Here is a 19,057-nt window from a genome sequence, read left to right as displayed (position 1 = left end):
CGCCCCGGCCCGGTGGTGCCGCGAAGCACGTCAGCCCCACCCGTGGCAGGATCGGAGGGCCATGACTGAGAAGCTCCACGACCCCGTGATCGCCTGGTTCGACGCCCATGCCCGCGACCTCCCCTGGCGCCGCCCCCAGGCGGGCCCATGGGGCGTGATGGTCAGCGAGTTCATGCTCCAGCAGACGCCGGTCAACCGCGTCCTGCCGGTCTACGAGCAGTGGCTGGCCCGCTGGCCGCGCCCCGCCGACCTCGCCGAGGAGGCACCCGGCGAGGCCGTCCGCGCCTGGGGCCGGCTCGGCTACCCCCGCCGTGCCCTGCGGCTGCACGGCGCCGCGGTCGCCATAACGGAGCGGCACGGCGGCGACGTACCGACGGACCACGCGCAGTTGCTCGCGCTGCCCGGCATCGGCGAGTACACGGCGGCGGCGGTGGCCTCGTTCGCGTACGGGCAGCGGCACGCCGTGCTCGACACCAATGTGCGCCGGGTCTTCGCGCGGGCGGTCACGGGTGTGCAGTACCCGCCGAACGCCACCACGGCCGCCGAGCGGAAGCTGGCCCGTGAGCTGCTGCCCGCGGAGGAGCGGACCGCCGCCCGCTGGGCCGCCGCCTCGATGGAGCTGGGCGCGCTGGTGTGCACGGCGAAGAACGAGATGTGCTCACGCTGCCCGATCGCCGACCAGTGCGCCTGGCGGCTGGCGGGCAAGCCGGAGCACGAGGGTCCGCCGCGCCGCGGCCAGACGTACGCCGGGACCGACCGCCAGGTGCGCGGCAAACTCCTCGCGGTCCTGCGCGAGGCGCGCGTCCCCGTCGCGCAGGCGGCCCTGGACCGGGTGTGGCACGAGCCGGTGCAGCGCGCCCGGGCGCTCGACGGACTGGTCGCGGACGGTCTGGTGGAGCCGCTGGCGGGTGGCCGGTACCGGCTTCCGCTGAGCTGACGTACAGACAAGTCACAGACCGAGGCGCCCGATGACGCGTCACCAAAAACGGCAAACCAACCCACAATAGGACATAGAGAAGGGCTTCCTTACCCCTCACCTACTTCCGTTACACAACCGACGGACAGCCGATTGCCATCCGCAGGCTGCTCCGCACAGCCCCGTGACAAGCGCTCCGTAACTTCATTTCCGTGCCCGGCAGACCACCGGACCACGGAATGACAGGCACGGAGCCGTAGCAGAACGGGGAACGGAGGCGGTTGGAATGGCGCAGGGCGAGGTGCTCGAATTCGAGGAGTACGTCCGCACCCGGCAGGACGCGCTGCTGCGCAGCGCCCGTCGGCTGGTCCCTGACCCGGTCGACGCCCAGGACCTGCTCCAGACGGCGCTGGCCCGGACGTACGGCCGCTGGGAGGGCATCGCGGACAAGCGGCTCGCCGACGCCTACCTGCGCCGGGTGATGATCAACACGCGGACCGAGTGGTGGCGGGCGCGCAAGCTGGAAGAGGTCCCCACCGAGCAGCTGCCGGACGCGTCCGTGGACGACGCCACCGAACAGCACGCCGACCGGGCGCTGCTCATGGACATCATGAAGGTGCTCGCTCCGAAGCAGCGCAGCGTCGTGGTGCTGCGACACTGGGAGCAGATGTCCACGGAGGAGACGGCCGCCGCCCTCGGCATGTCGGCCGGAACGGTCAAGAGCACGCTGCACCGGGCGCTCGCCCGGCTCCGCGAGGAGCTGGAGGCGCGCGACCTGGACGCACGCGCGCTGGAGCGTGAGGAGCAGGAGCGTTGCGCGGCCTGATGGGCGCCGGGCCCAGTGCCCGAGGGAGTGCGCAGGCGGTGAGCACGGCGGTGGCCGTGCTCGCCGCCCTCGCCCTTTTCGCCACCGCCTGCGCCGCCGGCGGCACGGGCGCCCGCGACGAGGGGCCGGCCCGCGCCGATTCGGTCGCGGGCGCGGCGCCCTCCCCCGCGCCCAGCCCTTCCGACAGCTACCGGCGGGTGAACCCGGTCACCCTCGTCAAGGACGACCCGAAGGTCTCCACCGCGGTCAAACGGGAGCTCAAGCCGTGCGCCGCCGACGAGTACCCGGTCGACGTGTCCTACGGCGACCTGACCGGGGCGACCGTCGACGACGTCGTGGTCAACGTCCTGACCTGCGGCGACGCGGTGGGCGTCGGGGCGTACGTGTATCGCAGTGAGGGCGGCAGGTACGAGAACGTGTTCAGGAGCGAGGAGTCACCCGTCTACGCCGAGATCGACCGCGGCGATCTGACGGTGACCAAGCAGGTGTACGAGAAGGGCGATCCGGTGTCGAGTCCCTCCGGGGAGAACGTGATCACCTACGCCTGGAAGACGGACCGCTTCGACGCGGTCTCCGCCCACCACACCGACTACGGCGACACCGTGGGCGGCGTGGCGGAACCGGTCCCGTCGACGGCACCGGCCAACTGAGGGCCGTCGCCGTGAACTTCGCACCCGAGATGAGCGTCACATGGACGACGGCACCAGAATCACATGAGGACTGAGAGCACCGGGATGGCAGACCAGACCCACGTCCTGTTCGTCGAGGACGACGACGTCATCCGCGAGGCCACCCAACTCGCGCTGGAGCGGGACGGCTTCGCGGTCACCGCGATGCCCGACGGACTGTCGGGCCTGGAGGCGTTCCGGGCCAGGCGCCCCGACATCGCCCTCCTGGACGTCATGCTGCCCGGCCTGGACGGGGTGAGCCTGTGCCGGCGCATCCGCGACGAGTCGACCGTGCCGGTGATCATGCTGTCCGCCCGCGCCGACTCCATCGACGTCGTCCTGGGCCTGGAGGCCGGTGCCGACGACTACGTGACCAAGCCCTTCGACGGCGCCGTCCTGGTCGCCCGCATCCGCGCGGTGCTGCGCCGCTTCGGGCACGCGGGCGGGATCGCGCGGGCCGCGGACGCCGCGGAGGCCGCCGGCGGGATGCTGGCCTTCGGCGACCTGGAGATCGACACCGAGGGCATGGAGGTGCGCCGGGCGGGCCGGCCGGTGGCGCTCACCCCGACCGAGATGCGGCTGCTCCTCGAGTTCTCCTCCGCGCCGGGCACGGTGCTCTCCCGCGACAAGCTGCTGGAGCGCGTGTGGGACTACGGCTGGGGCGGCGACACCCGCGTCGTCGACGTCCATGTGCAGCGGCTGCGGGCGAAGATCGGCCAGGACCGGATCGAGACGGTCCGCGGCTTCGGTTACAAGCTGAGGGCCTGAGCGGAGCGGCGGTATGTGGGGGTTCATTCGGCGTCCGGCACACGGACGACTGCTGCCGGCCGGCATCCGCACGGGGCTGAGGTGGAAACTGAGCGCGGCCATCGCCCTGGTCGGCGCGCTGGTCGCGGTCGCGCTCAGCCTGGTCGTGCACAACGCGGCCCGGGTCTCGATGCTGGACAACGCGCGCGACCTGGCCGACGAGCGGGTGCAGATCGCCCAGCGCAACTACGACCTGTCCGGCCGGCCGAATTTCCCCAGCATCAAGATCGACGACCCCGATCTGCCGTCCGCGCTGCGGGAGCGGGTCGAGCACGGGCGCCGCGCCACCTACGTCAGCGACCACAGCGGCGAGGTGCCGGACATATGGGCGGCGGTCCCGGTCAAGGACGGGCATGTGCTGTCCCTGCACACCCGTATCACCGACCGCAGCACGGACGTGCTCAAGGACCTCGACCAGGCGCTGGTCATCGGCTCGATCACGGTCGTGCTCGGCGGCAGTGCGCTCGGTGTGCTCATCGGCGGGCAGATGTCGCGGCGGCTGCGCAAGGCGGCGACGGCGGCGAACCAGGTGGCCAAGGGAGAGCCGGACGTCCGGGTGCTGGACGCCATCGGCGGTGTCGTACGGGACGAGACCGACGATCTCGCGCGCGCGGTGGACGCCATGGCGGACACGCTCCAGCAGCGGCTGGAGGCCGAGCGGCGGGTCACCGCGGACATCGCGCACGAGCTGCGCACCCCGGTGACCGGGCTGCTGACCGCCGCCGAACTGCTGCCGCCGGGACGGCCCACCGAGCTGGTCCTGGACCGGGCCAAGGCGATGCGCACGCTCGTCGAGGACGTGCTGGAGGTGGCCCGGCTCGACAGCGCCTCCGAGCGGGCCGAACTCCAGGACATCCTGCTGGGCGAGTTCGTCACCCGGCGGGTGGCCGCCAAGGACCCGGAGACGGAGGTACGGGTGGTGCACGAGTCGGAGGTCACGACCGACCCGCGCCGCCTGGAGCGGGTGCTGTTCAACCTGCTCGCCAACGCCGCCCGGCACGGCAAGCCGCCCATCGAGGTCACCGTCGAGGGCCGGGTCATCCGCGTCCGCGACCACGGGCCCGGCTTCCCCGAGGAGCTGCTCGCCGAGGGCCCGAGCCGCTTCCGCACCGGCAGCGCGGACCGGGCGGGCCAGGGTCACGGCCTGGGCCTGACCATCGCCGCCGGACAGGCCCGGGTGCTGGGCGCCCGGCTCACCTTCCGCAACGTACGGGCGGCGGGGGCGCCGGAGCACGTGCCCGCGGAGGGCGCGGTGGCCGTCCTGTGGCTCCCGGAACACGCGCCGACGAACACCGGCAGCTATCCGCTGCTGACCTAGGGCCTCGGCCGCGGACGGGGGCGGGCGCTACGGAGAGGCGCCGAGGGAAAACCTCGATGGGGAGCAACGGCGGGGAGGGTCGGCGGGGAAGCGCCGACGGCGCGAGTCGGCGGGCGCCGCCCGGCCCGCCGACGGGCGGCGGACCGATCCGGTCCGCGGACCAGGCCGTCGGGCCAGATCGGCAGGCCAGATCCTCACCCCCAGCCCTTCGACTCGTCCAGACCGCCCTCGCGGACCTGGGTGAAGGAGAACCAGTTGCCGGAGTCGTCGCGGAACAGCGCCTCCGTGCCGTACGGACGCTCCTGCGGCTCCTGGAGGAACTCCACGCCGTTCTCCTTGAGCCGCCGGTAGTCGCCGTGGATGTCGTCGGTGGTCAGCACCGCGGCGCCGAGCACCCCCTTGGCCACGAGCTTCTTCAGCATCTCCGCGGACTCGGGATCCATCGCGGACGCGCTCGGCACCATCAGGGTCAGCTCCACGTCGGGCTGGCCCGCGGCGCCCACCGTCAGCCAGCGCATGCCGCCCTCGCCCATCGTCATGTCCATACGGACCTCAAGGCCCAGCTTCCGCGTGTAGAACTCCTTGGCCCGTTCCTGGTCGAGTACCCAGACGGTGACGATGCTGACGCTCCTGTCCGCGGCTGTCGTCTCCTGCCCGGTCACCGTAGGCAGCGCCGCGCGCAGTCCGCTTCTTCGGAATTGCTCCGTGCCACGCCGGGGCCGCTGCGGAAGCCGCCCGCGTAGAGCATGGCGTAGCACCCCGGTATGAGCGCGGCGCCGCGTCCCACGTGCTTCGTCCGGTACTCGCTGGGTGTCAGCCCGGTCCAGCGCTTGAACCGGGCGGAGAACGTGCCCAGGCTGCTGAAGCCCACCAGATGGCAGATCTCGGTCACCGAGAGGTCGGCGGTGCGCAGCAGGTCCTGCGCCCGTTCGATGCGCCGGTGCGTCAGATACTGGCCGGGCGTCTCGCCGTACGCCTCTTTGAAGGCGCGGATGAAGTGGAAGCGCGAATACCCGGCGTGCGCGGCCACCGCGTCCAGGTCGAGGCCGGGGTCGGCCCAGTCGCGGTCCATGGCGTCCTTGGCCAGGCGCAACTGGCGCACCTTGTCCATGCGCCGATGGTGACACGCGGCACCGACACCACCACGGCCGGCGGGACGGTGCTGCCCCCGGGGCGGCACCGCGAGCGGCCGAACGGGAAAGGCCCCCGGGGCGTACGACGCCGCCGGGGGCCTTCGGCTCGGAAGGGAGTCGGAGGGCAGGGCCTCAGACCGCCTCCACCATCGGCGCCGGTGCCTGCGCGGCGTCCTTCGCGTCGCCCTTCTGCGGTCCGCCCTTGAGCGGGACCTCCTTGACGAACAGGGACGCGAGCAGCACGAGCACCGCGACCACCGCGCCGAGCAGGAAGGCGGTGTGCGTGCCCTCGGAGACCGCGTACTGGTACGCCTCGCGCATCGCCGCCGGAAGCTTGGCCAGACTCGCCGCGTCGAGCTGGGCGGACGGCAGACTGGCGCCCGCCGCGCCGGCCCGCTCCGCCATGACGTCCTGGACCCGGTTGTTGAACAGCGCGCCCATGATGGCGACGCCGAACGAGGAGCCGAGCGTACGGAACAGGGTGGTCGACGAGGAGGCGACGCCCATGTCCCGCATCTCGACGCTGTTCTGCGCGACCAGCATGGTGATCTGCATCAGGCAGCCCATGCCCAGGCCGAGGACGGCCATGTACACGCCGGAGGTGAAACGGGAGGTGCCCGTGTCCATCATCGACAGCAGGTACAGACCGGCGATCATCAGCACGCCGCCGGCGATCGGGAAGACCTTGTAGCGGCCGCTGTTGGTGGTGATCCGGCCCGCGACCATCGACGTGACCATCATGGCGCCGAGCATCGGCAGGAGCAGCAGGCCGGAGTTGGTCGCGGACGCGCCCTGCACGGACTGCTGGTACAGCGGCAGGAACAGCGTGGCGCCGAACATCACGAAGCCGGTGATGAAGCCGATGATCGACATCAGGGTGAAGTTGCGGCTGCGGAAGATGTGCAGCGGCAGCACCGGCTCGGCCGCCCGGGTCTGCCAGAACACGAAGGCGACCAGCGAGACGACGCCGAGGGCGATCAGTTCCATGATCCGCGCGGACGTCCAGGCGTACTCGGTGCCGCCCCAGGTCGTCACGAGCACGATCGCGACGATGCCGACGGTCAGCAGCAGGGCGCCCAGATAGTCGATGCGCGTCTCGGTCCGCTTCTTCGGCAGGTGCAGCACCGCGCTGATCGCGACCAGTGCGACGGCGCCGAGCGGCAGGTTGATGTAGAAGGACCAGCGCCAGCCCCAGTTGTCGGTGATGGTGCCGCCGACCAGCGGGCCGCCGATCATCGCGAGCGCCATGACACCGGCCATCATGCCCTGGTACTTGCCGCGCTCACGCGGCGGGATCAGGTCGCCGATGATCGCCATGACGCCCACCATCAGACCGCCGGCGCCCAGGCCCTGCACGGCCCGGAAGCCGATCAGCTCGCCCATGTTCTGGGCCATGCCGCTCAGCGCCGACCCGATCAGGAAGATCACGATCGAGGTCATGAAGGCGCCCTTGCGCCCGTACATGTCACCGAGCTTGCCCCAGATCGGGGTGGCCGCCGCGGTGGCGAGCGTGTACCCGGTGACCACCCAGGACAGGTGTTCCAGGCCGCCCAGTTCGCCGACGATCGTCGGCATCGCGGTGCCCACGATCATGTTGTCGAGCATCGCGAGCATCATCGCGATCATCAGCGCGAGCAGGACGACACGCACGCTTCTCGGTTGCTTGTCCTGCTCCGCGGGTTTCTCCTGGCCCGCCGGGGCCGGCTGTGTGTCCGCCATGGTGCGGTACCCCCCTGTGGCGGCTACTTACTTGCCGCCCGGCTAGTTGAGACTACACTCGGAAGGTAGACGCAGTACTTGCCGGTCGTCAAGTAAGTTTCGCGGGAGCTCAAGGAGTACGAAGATGGGCGTCACCATGGACGGCACCAGGCACCCGCGCCGCGGAAACACCCGCCAGCGCATCCAGGACGTGGCACTCGAACTCTTCGCCGAGCAGGGGTACGAGAAGACCTCGTTGCGGGAGATCGCCGAGCGGCTGGAGGTGACCAAGGCCGCGCTCTACTACCACTTCAAGACCAAGGAAGAGATAATCGTCAGTCTCTTCGAGGATCTGACGAAGCCGGTGGAGGAGCTGATCGCCTGGGGCGAGCGGCAGCCGCACACGCTGGAGACCAAGCGGGAGATCATCCGGCGCTACAGCGAAAGCCTCGCGGGCGCCGCGCCGCTGTTCCGCTTCATGCAGGAGAACCAGGCGACCGTGCGGGAACTGCGGATCGGCGAATCGTTCAAGGACCGCATGCGCGGAATGCGGGACATCATCATCGACCGGGACGCGGACCTGGTCGATCAGGTCCGCTGCGTGAGCGCCCTCTTCACGCTGCACGCCGGGATGTTCATCCACCAGGACCTGGAGGGCGACCCCGAGAAGAAGCGCGAGGCCGTTCTGGAGGTCGCCATGGACCTGGTCACCCGGGCGCACAAGGCCGCCCGGGACACCGGGACCTAGTTCCCCGAGACCAGCCCCGAGCCCGGCCCCTCCCCGGACGCCCGGACGCGGAAGGGGCCGGCGCCCGCTCAGACCCGTACGCCGTGGGAGCGCAGGAAGGTGACCGGGTCTATCGCGGAACCGTAGTTCGGGGTCGTGCGGATCTCGAAGTGCAGGTGCGGTCCGGTGGTGTTGCCGGTGTTGCCGGACCGCGCGATGTGCTGGCCGGTGCGGACGGCCTGGCCGATCCGCACGTCGACCCGCGACAGGTGGGCGTACTGGGAGTACGTCCCGTTGCTGTGCCTGATGACGATGGCGTTGCCGTAGGCGGGCCCGTCGCCGGCGCCGTAGCCGCCGGCCTTGACGACGACGCCCTCGTGCGCGGCGACCACGTCGGTGCCGATCGGCACGGCGAAGTCCTGGCCGCTGTGCCTGGCCTTCCACATGCCGCCGGCCTGGTTGAAGCCCGCGGTCAGCGTGTACCGCTGCACCGGGTCGACCCATGCGGCCGCGCTCCTGGCGGGCGCCTGCGCGACGCCGGTCTTCGGCGCGGCGGCTGGGGCCTGCGGCGCGGCGGCCGCGACACCGCCTCCCAGCACGGCCGAGACACCGAGACCGGCGGCCAGGACCGCGGCGCGGCTGCGGAGCAGGGACCTGGAGGAAGGGCGGGACGTGACACGCGGGGACATGGAAACCTCGTGTGATCGGGAACGGGGAACCCGGCCGGGACACGCACGGCCGCCGGTCGGGGCATCTCTTGGTAACCCCGGATCTCCCGCGCCTCCAAAACCCCCATCTACTATGAGATCTAGTACTCGATCGGCAGAAATTAACTACTCTTGACAAAATGCACAGGAACCGGACATGCCGCACAGCAAGGCCAACCCCCCTCAATACCGAGAATTAAATGTCCCGATTTGCCCATAAATGAAGTCTCACTACCCCGGGTAGTAACGGACATTTCGCCTGTGTGGCATATCACGAGCCCGCACCGCCCCACCCCCCTCGAATATGACCGGCGCCACACCGCCGGCACCCCACCGATCGCCCTGCCCCGCCCCGGCGTTCGGCGGACACGCTGCCACTAGGCTCCCCCCGTCCACACGCTGTGCACGACCACGGGGGGAACCGGATGGAACCGGCGGTACTGGGCGGCAAACTGGCGTCGAGCCTGATCGGCCCGCTGGTGCGGAAACTGTTCGTCCCGGACGGCCCCGGCGCCGGTCTGGTCGACCGGCCCGTCCGGCTGCGGGACCTGGTGTCCTTCCGCGGCGAACAGCGCAGCCTGGGCGATAAGCAGGTGCACCGGCTCGCCGGCCGGCTCGTCGAACGGGCCGTGGCGTCCCCCGGCGAGGCACCGTTCCCGGCCGGCGAACGGACCGCCGTGGCCGACGCCCTGGCCGGGCGGCTGCTCGCCCTCGGCGACCTGGACATGGACGACGTACAGGCCGTACGGCTCGGCCACCTGGAGCTGGCCCGGCGGCTGCGCGCGGACGGCCTCCCGCCCGGGGCCGGACTCTCCGCGGACGCCGAGCTGTTCCTCGACACCGCGACCGAGTGGGCCTGCCTGCACATCCTGGAGTTCTTCACCCGGCGCTCGGTCTTCGTGGCCCGCACCCTCGTCGAGCAGACCCGCGCCCAGGCCGAACTCATCGCCAAGGTGGACGAGTTGCTCGCCCGCACCCCGCGGCCCGACGCCCGTGACACGGCGTTCGAGCGCCGCTACCTGCCGTATGCCGCCCGCCGGCACGACCACCTCACCATCTACGGCGTCGACCTGCGCGACTCCCCCGACCGCTGGCCCCTGGAAGTCGCCTACCTGAGCCTGGAGACCACGGGCGACGACGCCGCCACGGCGGACGCCGCCCTGGACGCCGCACCGGACGAGCGCCAGGGCCCAACCACCGTCCGCCTCGCCGCCGAGGAGGCGCTGCGCGGCCACGACCGCGTCCTGCTGCGCGGCGACGCGGGCTCGGGCAAGACGACCCTGGTGCAGTGGCTGGCCGTCACCGCCGCCCAGGACGGGAGCGGCGGGCGCATCCCGTACGTCCTCCCGCTGCGCTCCCTGGTCCGCGCGGGCACCCTCCCGGCTCCGGCCGCCTTCCTCACGGCCGTGAACTGCCCGCTGTCCCCGCCCGAGGGCTGGGCGGAACGCGTCCTGACGGCCGGCCGGGCGCTCGTCCTCGTCGACGGGCTGGACGAAATCCCGGCCGCCGAGCGCCACCGCACCCGGGACTGGCTGCTCGCCCTGGTCCACGCCTTCCCGGGCAACCAGTGGCTGCTGACCTCCCGGCCCACCGCCGTACGCCCCGACTGGCTGGCCGCCGAGGGCTTCCGGGAACTGGCCCTGGCCCCGATGCGCGACACGGACGTCGCCACCTTCGTACGGCGCTGGCACACGGCCGCGGGGGCCAAGGAGTACGAGGCGAGACTGCTGGACGCCCTGCGCACCAAACGCGACCTGGCCCGCCTCGCCACCAACCCGCTGATGTGCGGACTGCTCTGCGCCCTGCACCGCGAGCGCCGCGGCTATCTGCCCACCGGCCGCAAGGAGTTGTACGACGCCGCCCTCACGATGCTGCTGTCCCGCCGGGACCGGGAGCGCGGCATGGACCCGCTGGACGAACCGGAGCTGGGCGAGGAGGCCCAGCTGGAACTGTTGCAGCGACTGGCGTACGCGCTCGTGCTGAGCGGCCGTACCGAGATGGACCGGGAGACGGCCGAGGGGATCGTGGAGCGGTGTCTGCCGTCGATCGCCCTGCCGGCGGGACAGCCGGAGGCGACCGGGGTCCTGCGGATGCTGCTGCTGCGCAGCGGGCTGATCCGCCAACCAGGCGACGGCGTCGTCGACTTCGTGCACCGCACCTTCCAGGACTACCTGGGCGCTCGCTACGCCGTCGAGCAGGGCCACCTCGACGTCCTCGCCGGCCGGGCGGACGACACCCAGTGGGAGGACGTGATCCGGATGGCGGTGGCGCACGCCCGGCCCCGGGAACGGGCCTGGCTGATCAGGCAGTTGCTGGCCCGTGAGGTGCCACGGCTGACCTTGCTGGCGCTGGCCTGCCTGGAGCACGCGACGGCCCTGGACCCGGCGGTGCGGGCGGAGGTGGAACGGCGGGCCGCGGAACTGATTCCGCCGGGTACGAAGGAAGAGGCGAGCGCCCTGGCCGAAGCGGGACCGCTGGTGCTGGAACTGCTGCCGGGGCCTGAGGGGCTGACAAACGAGCAGGCGCACGGAGTGACGGTGACCGCCTCGCTCCTCGGGGAGGAGGAGCCGGAGGGGGCGCTCGCGGTGCTGCGGCGGTTCCGGGAGCACCCGGATCTGACAGTGCGCCGCCAACTGGCGGGGACCTGGGGACGGTTCGGCACCGCCGAGTACGCGGCCGAGGTACTGGACCATCTGGAGCGGGCACAGCTGTTTCTGGTCTGCCGGTCGGCCCAGCAGCTCGCGGCGCTGGCGGGGATGCGGCCCTGGCACGAGCTCTGGATCGCGGGCGGGCACCGGACGGAGGACATCCTGGCCGTCGTGCCGTCCGCCGACGCCGTGACCTCCCTCCAGTTGTCGGACAACCCTCATCTCGGCGACGCGGGCGACCTGCTGCCCTTCGGCTCGCTCGACCGGCTGTGGATCGACGACTGCCCGGCAGCGGGCGGGCTGGACCGCCTCTCGGCGCTGCCGCTCAGGGTCTTCGGCTGCTCCGGCGCGGCCGACCTGACGGGGCTGCCGGCCTTGCGGTCGCTGGCCCGGATCAGTATCGGCCAGCGGCTCCCGGGCACCGCCCTCACCCACGCCCTGCCGCTCGACGCGCCGCTCGATTTCCTCTTCCTCGGCGCGCACAGCACCGATGGCACGGGCCTGCGCGGTTTGCGGCACTGGGGCGGTCTGACGACGCTCAGCCTCGGACCGCTGACCACGGAGCTGACGGCCGACGACTGGCGGGAGGTGGCCGCGCTGCCCGCGCTGACCCACCTCTTCTTCAATTCCCGGATCATCCGGGAGCTGCCGGACTCGATCAGCCGGATGCCCGGACTTCCCGGTGTCGAAGTTCTCCGGATCCCCGCGCTGACCGGCGCCGAGGATCTCTCCGGCCTGGCGTCCAGGCTGCCGAACGTGCGCTCGGTGCACTTGCAGAAGCGGCCGGGCCGCTCCTTCCCGGCCGCCCGTTTCGCGGACCTCTTCCCCGGGGCGGACGTCACCCTGGAACGCCGCTGAGAACGCCGAGAGGGGCCGGTGCCCGAAGGCACCGGCCCCTCTCGGTCGATCCGCCGGAGGCTTACGCCTCCTTGCTCAGGTTGGGACCGGCTCCGCCGGCCGCCTGCTCGATCGGCGGGGCGTCCGGCAGCGCGGACTTCTCCTCGCCGCGGAAGGTGAAGGTCTTCGTCTCGCCCTCGCCCTCCGTGTCGACGACCACGATGTGACCGGGGCGCAGCTCGCCGAAGAGGATCTTCTCCGACAGCGTGTCCTCGATCTCGCGCTGGATCGTGCGGCGCAGCGGCCGGGCGCCCAGCACCGGGTCGTAGCCCTTCTGGGACAGCAGCTCCTTGGCGGACTGGGACAGCTCGATGCCCATGTCCCGGTCCTTCAGGCGCTCGTCCACCTTGCCGATCATCAGGTCGACGATCTTCAGGATGTCGGACTGGGTCAGCTGCGGGAAGACCACCACGTCGTCGACGCGGTTCAGGAACTCGGGCCGGAAGTGCTGCTTCAGCTCGTCCTGGACCTTGTTCTTCATGCGCTCGTAGTTGGTCTTCGTGTCACCCGCGGCGGCGAAGCCCAGGTTGAAGCCCTTGGAGATGTCCCGGGTGCCGAGGTTGGTCGTCATGATGATGACCGTGTTCTTGAAGTCCACGACCCGGCCCTGGGAGTCGGTCAGCCGACCGTCCTCCAGGATCTGCAGCAGCGAGTTGAAGATGTCCGGGTGGGCCTTCTCGACCTCGTCGAAGAGGACGACGGAGAACGGCTTGCGGCGGACCTTCTCGGTCAGCTGGCCGCCCTCTTCGTAGCCCACGTAGCCGGGGGGCGAACCGAAGAGACGCGACACCGTGTGCTTCTCGCTGAACTCCGACATGTCGAGGGAGATCAGCGCGTCCTCGTCACCGAAGAGGAACTCCGCGAGCGCCTTGGACAGCTCGGTCTTACCGACACCGGACGGGCCGGCGAAGATGAACGAGCCACCCGGACGCTTCGGGTCCTTGAGGCCCGCGCGCGTACGGCGGATCGCCTTCGACAGCGCCTTGACGGCGTCGACCTGGCCGATGACCCGCTTGTGCAGCTCCTCCTCCATGCGGAGCAGGCGGCTGGACTCCTCCTCGGTCAGCTCGAAGACCGGGATGCCGGTGGCGGTGGAGAGGACCTCGGCGATCAGCTCGCCGTCGACCTCGGCGACGACGTCCATGTCGCCGGCCTTCCACTCCTTCTCCCGCTTCGCCTTGGCGGCCAGGAGCTGCTTCTCCTTGTCGCGCAGGGAGGCGGCCTTCTCGAAGTCCTGCGAGTCGATCGCGGACTCCTTGTCCCGGCGGACGGCGGCGATCTTCTCGTCGAACTCGCGCAGGTCCGGCGGCGCGGTCATCCGGCGGATACGCATCCGGGACCCGGCCTCGTCGATCAGGTCGATCGCCTTGTCCGGCAGGAAGCGGTCCGAGATGTACCGGTCGGCCAGGGTGGCGGCCTGGACCAGCGCCTCGTCCGTGATGGAGACCCGGTGGTGGGCCTCGTAACGGTCGCGCAGGCCCTTGAGGATCTCGATGGTGTGCGACAGGGACGGCTCGGCAACCTGGATGGGCTGGAAGCGGCGCTCCAGGGCCGCGTCCTTCTCCAGGTGCTTGCGGTACTCGTCCAGCGTGGTGGCACCGATGGTCTGCAGCTCACCGCGGGCCAGCATCGGCTTCAGGATCGAGGCGGCGTCGATGGCGCCCTCGGCGGCACCCGCACCGACCAGCGTGTGCAGCTCGTCGATGAACAGGATGATGTCGCCGCGGGTGCGGATCTCCTTGAGCACCTTCTTCAGGCGCTCCTCGAAGTCACCGCGGTAGCGGGAGCCGGCGACCAGGGCGCCGAGGTCCAGCGTGTAGAGGTGCTTGTCCTTGAGCGTCTCGGGCACCTCGCCCTTGACGATGGCCTGGGCGAGACCTTCGACGACGGCGGTCTTGCCGACGCCGGGCTCACCGATCAGGACCGGGTTGTTCTTCGTACGGCGGGAGAGCACCTGCATGACCCGCTCGATCTCCTTCTCGCGCCCGATGACCGGGTCGAGCTTGGATTCGCGAGCGGCCTGGGTGAGGTTCCGGCCGAACTGGTCGAGGACCAGGGACGTCGAGGGCGTGCCCTCGGCAGGGCCGCCGGCGGTGGCGGTCTCCTTGCCCTGGTAGCCCGACAGCAGCTGGATGACCTGCTGGCGGACACGGTTGAGATCGGCGCCCAGCTTGACCAGGACCTGGGCGGCGACGCCCTCGCCCTCGCGGATCAGGCCGAGCAGGATGTGCTCCGTGCCGATGTAGTTGTGGCCCAGCTGAAGGGCCTCGCGGAGCGACAGCTCCAGGACCTTCTTGGCACGGGGGGTGAAGGGGATGTGGCCGGACGGGGCCTGCTGGCCCTGGCCGATGATCTCCTCCACCTGCTGGCGGACCGCCTCGAGCGAAATCCCGAGGCTCTCAAGGGCCTTGGCGGCGACACCCTCACCCTCGTGGATCAGGCCCAGGAGGATGTGCTCGGTGCCGATGTAGTTGTGGTTGAGCATCCGGGCTTCTTCCTGAGCCAGGACGACAACCCGCCGCGCGCGGTCGGTGAACCTCTCGAACATCGTTAATCGCTCCTCAGAGCGGTCAGGCAGTAAGGGGACGCTCCCCTCTCTGTCCTTCCGCAGCTTAGTCCCGCAAGCGGGGACCGCTCATTCCAACTGCCGACACCGTCCGGATCACCTCCGCTCTCGCGGAGACAAGATGCTGCCTCCTGACCCCGAACGCCGACATGTGCTCCAACCCGATGGTGCGAGACGATGTTCCCGCAGGCCAGACAGTTACCCTCACCATCAGTACGCCGATGGCGAACGTGAGACAGTCCGTTCTGCGTGTCGCCCCCTCCCACTAGGGATGTCTTACCCGCAGGGACTGACACTCCATGCGGAGCGCCCCGGTTCCCTCCGCTATGGGCGAACAACCTTGCGCCTGCTCGGGCCCCCACACGCCCTCTCCTTAAGCACTCTGCGCAGTCATTTGCCTACCTAGCGTAACTCTCAGGGGGCTTCGTCTGTTGCGCTGGGCATGGCTGGCACCGTCCCCGTGGTCCCGTCCCCCCGTCGCCCCTCCCAGCCGGACTCACGGGCCCGGCACTGGTACGAGAACGCACTGGGGTGGGCCACGGTGCCCGGCGAGCCGCTGCGGCTGCGCACGGGCGTGCGCTTCGACGTCCTGGACGTCCCGGCGGAGGCGGGCGGCGCGGCGCTCAGACATCTGGCGCCGGGCTCTCCGGTGGCCGTCGACGGCGGCCGGATGCGGTTCCTGGTGGCCGCGGGCAGCGCCGAGGAACTGCCGGGGCTGCTGGACTGGCTGGAATGGGGTTCGCTGCCGCTGGATCTGCTGGCGCTCGGCGCGGACGGCAGTCTGGGGGCGCCGGCCCTCCCGGGGCCCGGTGCGAGCGGACCGCGGCCGCTTCCCGTCGGCCGTGGCGCGACAGCACTCCCCCCGCACACGGTCCCGGCACTCGCCGTACGCGCGCTCCCCGCGCCGCGGGCCGCGCGGTCCCGGCGTTCTTCCTGTCCGGCAGCGGGGGCCTGTCCCGTTCCCGCACAGGGGGTCTGTCCCGTGCAGGGGGCCGCCGTGTGGCTGCGGCCCCCCGAGCCGGGGTGCGAGGTAGAGACCTCGCTGCCGACGCTGTCGGCCGTGGGGGGCGGTGGGGGCGCCCCCGATCTCGTACGACTGGTGGACACGGTGGCGACTCACTGCCACCGGATCCGGCTGCGGCGCGCGTGCGCCGGGCCGTCGGCTGTTCAGCCGTTGGCCTTCTCGTAAGCCTCGCGGATGGACGCGGGAACGCGGCCACGGTCGTTGACCTCGTAGCCGTTCTCCTTCGCCCAGGCACGGATCTGCGCGGTGTCCTGGCTGCCGCCGGCCGCGGCGCGGGCCTTTCCACGTCCGCCGGAAGCACGGCCACCGGTACGACGACCGCCCTTCACATAGGCGTCGAGAAGTCCCCGCAGCTTGTCCGCATTGGCGGTCGTGAGATCGATCTCGTACGTCTTGCCGTCCAGCGCGAACGTCACGGTCTCGTCCGCCTCGCCGCCGTCGAGGTCGTCGACAAGAAGGACCTGAACCTTCTGTGCCACCGGATTTCCTTTCATCGATAACGTGAGGGCTCGGGGTCTGCGGCGTCCGCCGTTTCACCGCCCCTTGTTATATGCAGTACAGCAGTACGTCGGAAAGCAAACCGCTTTTGCGGGAAAAACACAAACCCCCGGGAGAGAACCGGGGGGCTCCGCAGACCGGAAACATGCGCGTTTCGGACATAGGGAACCTGGGCAACCCCGGAGACCCGGAATACCGGGCAAGCCCCGGCGATCGACGATCACAGATGCAGAAGCATCCGGCTGTTGCCCAAGGTGTTCGGTTTCACTCGTTCGAGACCGAGGAACTCGGCGACGCCTTCGTCATAGGAGCGCAACAGCTCCGCGTAGACATCGGTGTCGACGGGCGTCTCACCGATCTCCACGAAGCCGTGCTTCCCGAAGAAGTCGGCTTCGAAGGTCAGGCAGAATACGCGCCGAACACCGAGCCACCGGGCGGTCAGCAGCAACTTCTCCAGCAACTGGTGACCAACGCCGGCCCCCTTCAGGCCGGGCTTCACCGCGAGAGTGCGGACTTCCGCGAGATCTTCCCACATGACATGCAGGGCGCCGCAGCCGACCACCTCGGCGTTGTCGTCGCGTTCCGCGACCCAGAACTCCTGGATGTCCTCGTAAAGCGTCACGGTCGCTTTGTCGAGCAGGATGCGCTCACGGGCGTACGCGTCAAGGAGGCGGCGCACGGCCGGGACATCGCCGGTCCGGGCCCGCCGGACGGTGATGGCTTTTGCGGTGGCTTCGGGGCGCTCTGCTGACATGAGCGGACGCTATCGCCCGCCGTCTCCCTGCGCCGAGCCGGGGTTCTCGGCCCCGGTATCGGAGAGGGTATCCCCGGTTTCATCCCCGGTTTCCGGGCCCTGGGCGATGCGGACGGCGTCCCTGAGGGCCCGGCGCTGTTCGTCGCTCATCATGCCGAAGAAGGCGACGAGAGCGGCCGCCGGGTTGTCACTGTGCGACCATGCGTCGTTCATCAGGGCGGCCGCGTAGGCGGCCCGGGTGGAGACGGCCTCATATCGATAGGCCCGGCCTTCGGCCTCGCGGCGCACCCAGCCCTTCTGATGGAGATTGTCCAATACGGTCATCACCGTGGTGTAGGCGATCGACCGTTCCCGCTGAAGGTCTTCCAGGACTTCCCGAACGGTCACCGGGCGGTTCCACTTCCACACCCGCGTCATGACCGCGTCTTCGAGTTCTCCCAATGGGCGAGGCACAGCCAGAACAATAGTAGGAGAACCGGTCAATGGCGTGCCGGACGGGCACTTTTAGCGACGTAGACGAACAAAAGGGGTGCTGTCGTCGTCCGGGCGGGGTTCGGCCGGGAGCACGCCTCGGAGCGGGAGGGGGTGGCCGGGGGAGGCCGAGAAGGGCCGAGAGGGGGCCGCGGAAGACGGCGAGAACCGGGGGTGGACCAGGCCGCCGGTCGTGCGTCGGGGGCAGTACCGCGGCACGGGGAACGGCGGGTGTGCGGCGGGCGGCGCGGCCGGTGCGTCACGGGAGGGAGTCGCCGGGTGCGCGGCGGGGGCCGTTCGGGCGGGCGGGCGTCGTCTGCCGGGGCCCGGTTGAGTTTCGCGCCGTGGGCGGCGAGCGCTCCGGCCGGGGGGCGGAGTACGCCGAGGGCGCGGGCGATGCCCGCTGGTGTGGGCGGAGTACGCCGAGGGCGCGGGCGATGCCTGCGGGGGCGGACGGGGCCGCGGTGCCGGACGGGGCGGGTGTGCCGCGGTGCGGGGCGGGTCAGACCTCGGAGCGGGCGGAAGCCTGTCGCACTTCCTCCGCGCGGGCGAGGGCGGCGTCGACGGCGGCGTCCTCCTTGGCCCTGGCGGTCCCGCCCTGGGTCTTGACGATCACCCTGACCACTCCGATGAAGAAGATGGCCATGACGACGGGGGGCACGAGCGCGGAGAGGTAGTCCATGGCCCCAGAGTAGCCACGGGCGGGCGTCGGGCGGGGACCGCCCCTCACCCGGCGGCGAGCCGCTGGCGAGGGGGACCGGCGTTGGCGGGGGGCGTGGGCGGCTTGCGGCGGGGGAAGACCTCGCCGGGGGTCGGGATGGGCCTCGACGGCTTGCGCGGGGCAGGCCGCGGCCGTTCCTCGGGGCGCTCCGCCGGCCGCTCGCGGGGCTTCTCGCCCTGCTCGCCGTTCCCGCCCTTCTCCTCGCCCGCGCCGCCGGGCAGCGCCATCAGCCGGGTGCTCCGGCGGGAGGCGGGGACGCTCGGCACGGCGACGCCGGTCCCGCGCGTACAGCGGTCCAGCAGGGCGGCCGCGGCGGGATTCCCGCGCAGCGCCCGGAGCGCGGCGAGGTCGTCGGCCGTGGGCCGGTGCCCGGCGGCGAGCGCCTCGTCGAGAAGGGCGAGGTAGCCGACGACGGTGCCGGGCAGGGCGGCGCGATAACGGGCGAGGTCGGCCACCAGGAAGGCGCGCAGCCGGGCGGCCTCGCGCATCGCCTCGTCGAGTGATTCGGCGAGCCGGAGACAGTCCTGGACGTCCTCGGCCGAAGCGGGGCCGGGGTGGAGGGCGAGGGCGAGGGCGCGGCGGAGCACACGCAGCTCCTCCGCACCGAACGCCATGCCGCCGCGGGATCCGTAGGGCGTGGGCATATACCGACGATACGCACTAATCAGACAAACTCGG

Annotated in this window: 18 protein-coding genes; 8 read left to right on the top strand and 10 right to left on the bottom strand. The window is 71.0% G+C overall.

Translation table 11 applies throughout. The features are described 5' to 3' along the window. Positions 1-61 precede the first annotated feature (61 nt). The 5 genes from ACFY2B_RS36430 to cseC all read left to right on the top strand — a co-directional run bounded on the left by ACFY2B_RS36430 (position 62) and on the right by cseC (position 4,535). Positions 62-937, top strand: a complete 876-nt coding sequence (locus tag ACFY2B_RS36430) for an A/G-specific adenine glycosylase (RefSeq protein ID WP_390767325.1) — start codon at positions 62-64, stop codon at positions 935-937. Positions 938-1,202: 265 nt separating this feature from the next. Further along, entirely contained in the window at positions 1,203-1,742 is a 540-nt protein-coding gene (locus ACFY2B_RS36425) for a SigE family RNA polymerase sigma factor (protein ID WP_389010236.1), read from the top strand. Further along, on the top strand, positions 1,742-2,392 hold the full coding sequence (locus ACFY2B_RS36420) for a hypothetical protein (protein ID WP_390767349.1): 651 nt from the start codon (positions 1,742-1,744) through the stop codon (positions 2,390-2,392). The genes ACFY2B_RS36425 and ACFY2B_RS36420 overlap by 1 nt, the downstream gene beginning before the upstream one ends. Before the next feature lie 84 nt (positions 2,393-2,476). Next, positions 2,477-3,178, top strand: coding sequence for a two-component system response regulator CseB (gene cseB / locus ACFY2B_RS36415; protein ID WP_376537146.1), 702 nt, complete (start codon positions 2,477-2,479; stop codon positions 3,176-3,178). Positions 3,179-3,191: 13 nt separating this feature from the next. Further along, positions 3,192-4,535 (top strand): two-component system sensor histidine kinase CseC, encoded by a 1,344-nt coding sequence (gene cseC / locus ACFY2B_RS36410; RefSeq protein ID WP_390767324.1) that lies wholly within the window; start codon positions 3,192-3,194, stop codon positions 4,533-4,535. A gap of 194 nt (positions 4,536-4,729) precedes the next feature. Here the strand turns inward: cseC and ACFY2B_RS36405 are convergent, their stop codons facing one another. From ACFY2B_RS36405 to ACFY2B_RS36395, 3 genes are all read right to left on the bottom strand, one after another. Beyond that, entirely contained in the window at positions 4,730-5,197 is a 468-nt protein-coding gene (locus tag ACFY2B_RS36405) for a VOC family protein (RefSeq protein WP_390767323.1), read from the bottom strand. Continuing rightward, entirely contained in the window at positions 5,194-5,646 is a 453-nt protein-coding gene (locus tag ACFY2B_RS36400) for a helix-turn-helix transcriptional regulator (protein ID WP_390767322.1), read from the bottom strand. The genes ACFY2B_RS36405 and ACFY2B_RS36400 overlap by 4 nt, the downstream gene beginning before the upstream one ends. Before the next feature lie 154 nt (positions 5,647-5,800). Then, on the bottom strand, positions 5,801-7,387 hold the full coding sequence (locus ACFY2B_RS36395) for an MDR family MFS transporter (protein ID WP_390767321.1): 1,587 nt from the start codon (positions 7,385-7,387) through the stop codon (positions 5,801-5,803). Between the two features lie 124 nt (positions 7,388-7,511). Between ACFY2B_RS36395 and ACFY2B_RS36390 the strand changes: the two genes are divergently transcribed. Further along, a complete protein-coding gene (locus ACFY2B_RS36390) occupies positions 7,512-8,114 on the top strand; it encodes a TetR/AcrR family transcriptional regulator (protein ID WP_390767320.1) in 603 nt (200 codons plus the stop codon). 68 nt (positions 8,115-8,182) lie between these two features. Here the strand turns inward: ACFY2B_RS36390 and ACFY2B_RS36385 are convergent, their stop codons facing one another. Further along, the gene (locus tag ACFY2B_RS36385; protein WP_390767319.1) at positions 8,183-8,782 is read right to left on the bottom strand and encodes a M23 family metallopeptidase; all 600 of its coding nucleotides are present in this window, start codon (positions 8,780-8,782) and stop codon (positions 8,183-8,185) included. 443 nt (positions 8,783-9,225) lie between these two features. Here ACFY2B_RS36385 and ACFY2B_RS36380 point away from each other — a divergent pair, with 443 nt between their 5' ends. Further along, positions 9,226-12,306, top strand: a complete 3,081-nt coding sequence (locus ACFY2B_RS36380) for an NACHT domain-containing protein (protein WP_390767318.1) — start codon at positions 9,226-9,228, stop codon at positions 12,304-12,306. A 61-nt stretch (positions 12,307-12,367) separates the two neighbouring features. Here the strand turns inward: ACFY2B_RS36380 and ACFY2B_RS36375 are convergent, their stop codons facing one another. Then, positions 12,368-14,893, bottom strand: a complete 2,526-nt coding sequence (locus ACFY2B_RS36375; RefSeq protein WP_376537161.1) for an ATP-dependent Clp protease ATP-binding subunit — start codon at positions 14,891-14,893, stop codon at positions 12,368-12,370. 460 nt (positions 14,894-15,353) lie between these two features. Here ACFY2B_RS36375 and ACFY2B_RS36370 point away from each other — a divergent pair, with 460 nt between their 5' ends. After that, a complete protein-coding gene (locus ACFY2B_RS36370; RefSeq protein ID WP_390767317.1) occupies positions 15,354-16,100 on the top strand; it encodes an SCO3374 family protein in 747 nt (248 codons plus the stop codon). Here ACFY2B_RS36370 and ACFY2B_RS36365 read toward each other — a convergent pair. The 5 genes from ACFY2B_RS36365 to ACFY2B_RS36345 form a co-directional block, all read right to left on the bottom strand. Next, positions 16,079-16,414, bottom strand: coding sequence for an Lsr2 family protein (locus tag ACFY2B_RS36365; protein WP_376537164.1), 336 nt, complete (start codon positions 16,412-16,414; stop codon positions 16,079-16,081). The two genes, ACFY2B_RS36370 and ACFY2B_RS36365, sit on opposite strands and share 22 nt — an antisense overlap. A gap of 239 nt (positions 16,415-16,653) precedes the next feature. After that, on the bottom strand, positions 16,654-17,187 hold the full coding sequence (locus tag ACFY2B_RS36360; protein WP_390767316.1) for an amino-acid N-acetyltransferase: 534 nt from the start codon (positions 17,185-17,187) through the stop codon (positions 16,654-16,656). Between the two features lie 9 nt (positions 17,188-17,196). After that, positions 17,197-17,604 carry a BlaI/MecI/CopY family transcriptional regulator gene (locus tag ACFY2B_RS36355; protein WP_390767315.1) on the bottom strand — a complete coding sequence of 136 codons (408 nt, stop codon included), beginning with the start codon at positions 17,602-17,604 and terminating at the stop codon, positions 17,197-17,199. A gap of 556 nt (positions 17,605-18,160) precedes the next feature. Next, positions 18,161-18,340 (bottom strand): hypothetical protein, encoded by a 180-nt coding sequence (locus ACFY2B_RS36350; protein WP_390767314.1) that lies wholly within the window; start codon positions 18,338-18,340, stop codon positions 18,161-18,163. A 44-nt stretch (positions 18,341-18,384) separates the two neighbouring features. Then, positions 18,385-19,023: a hypothetical protein gene (locus ACFY2B_RS36345; protein WP_390767313.1), complete on the bottom strand. Its 639-nt coding sequence runs from the start codon at positions 19,021-19,023 to the stop codon at positions 18,385-18,387. Positions 19,024-19,057: the final 34 nt, after the last annotated feature.

Origin of the sequence: Streptomyces sp. NPDC001270, from assembly GCF_042896695.1 — a bacterium.
Classification (GTDB): Bacteria; Actinomycetota; Actinomycetes; order Streptomycetales; family Streptomycetaceae; genus Streptomyces.
The sequence above is the reverse complement of the archived record's forward strand: the minus strand, read 5'-3'. Positions and strand labels throughout refer to the sequence as shown.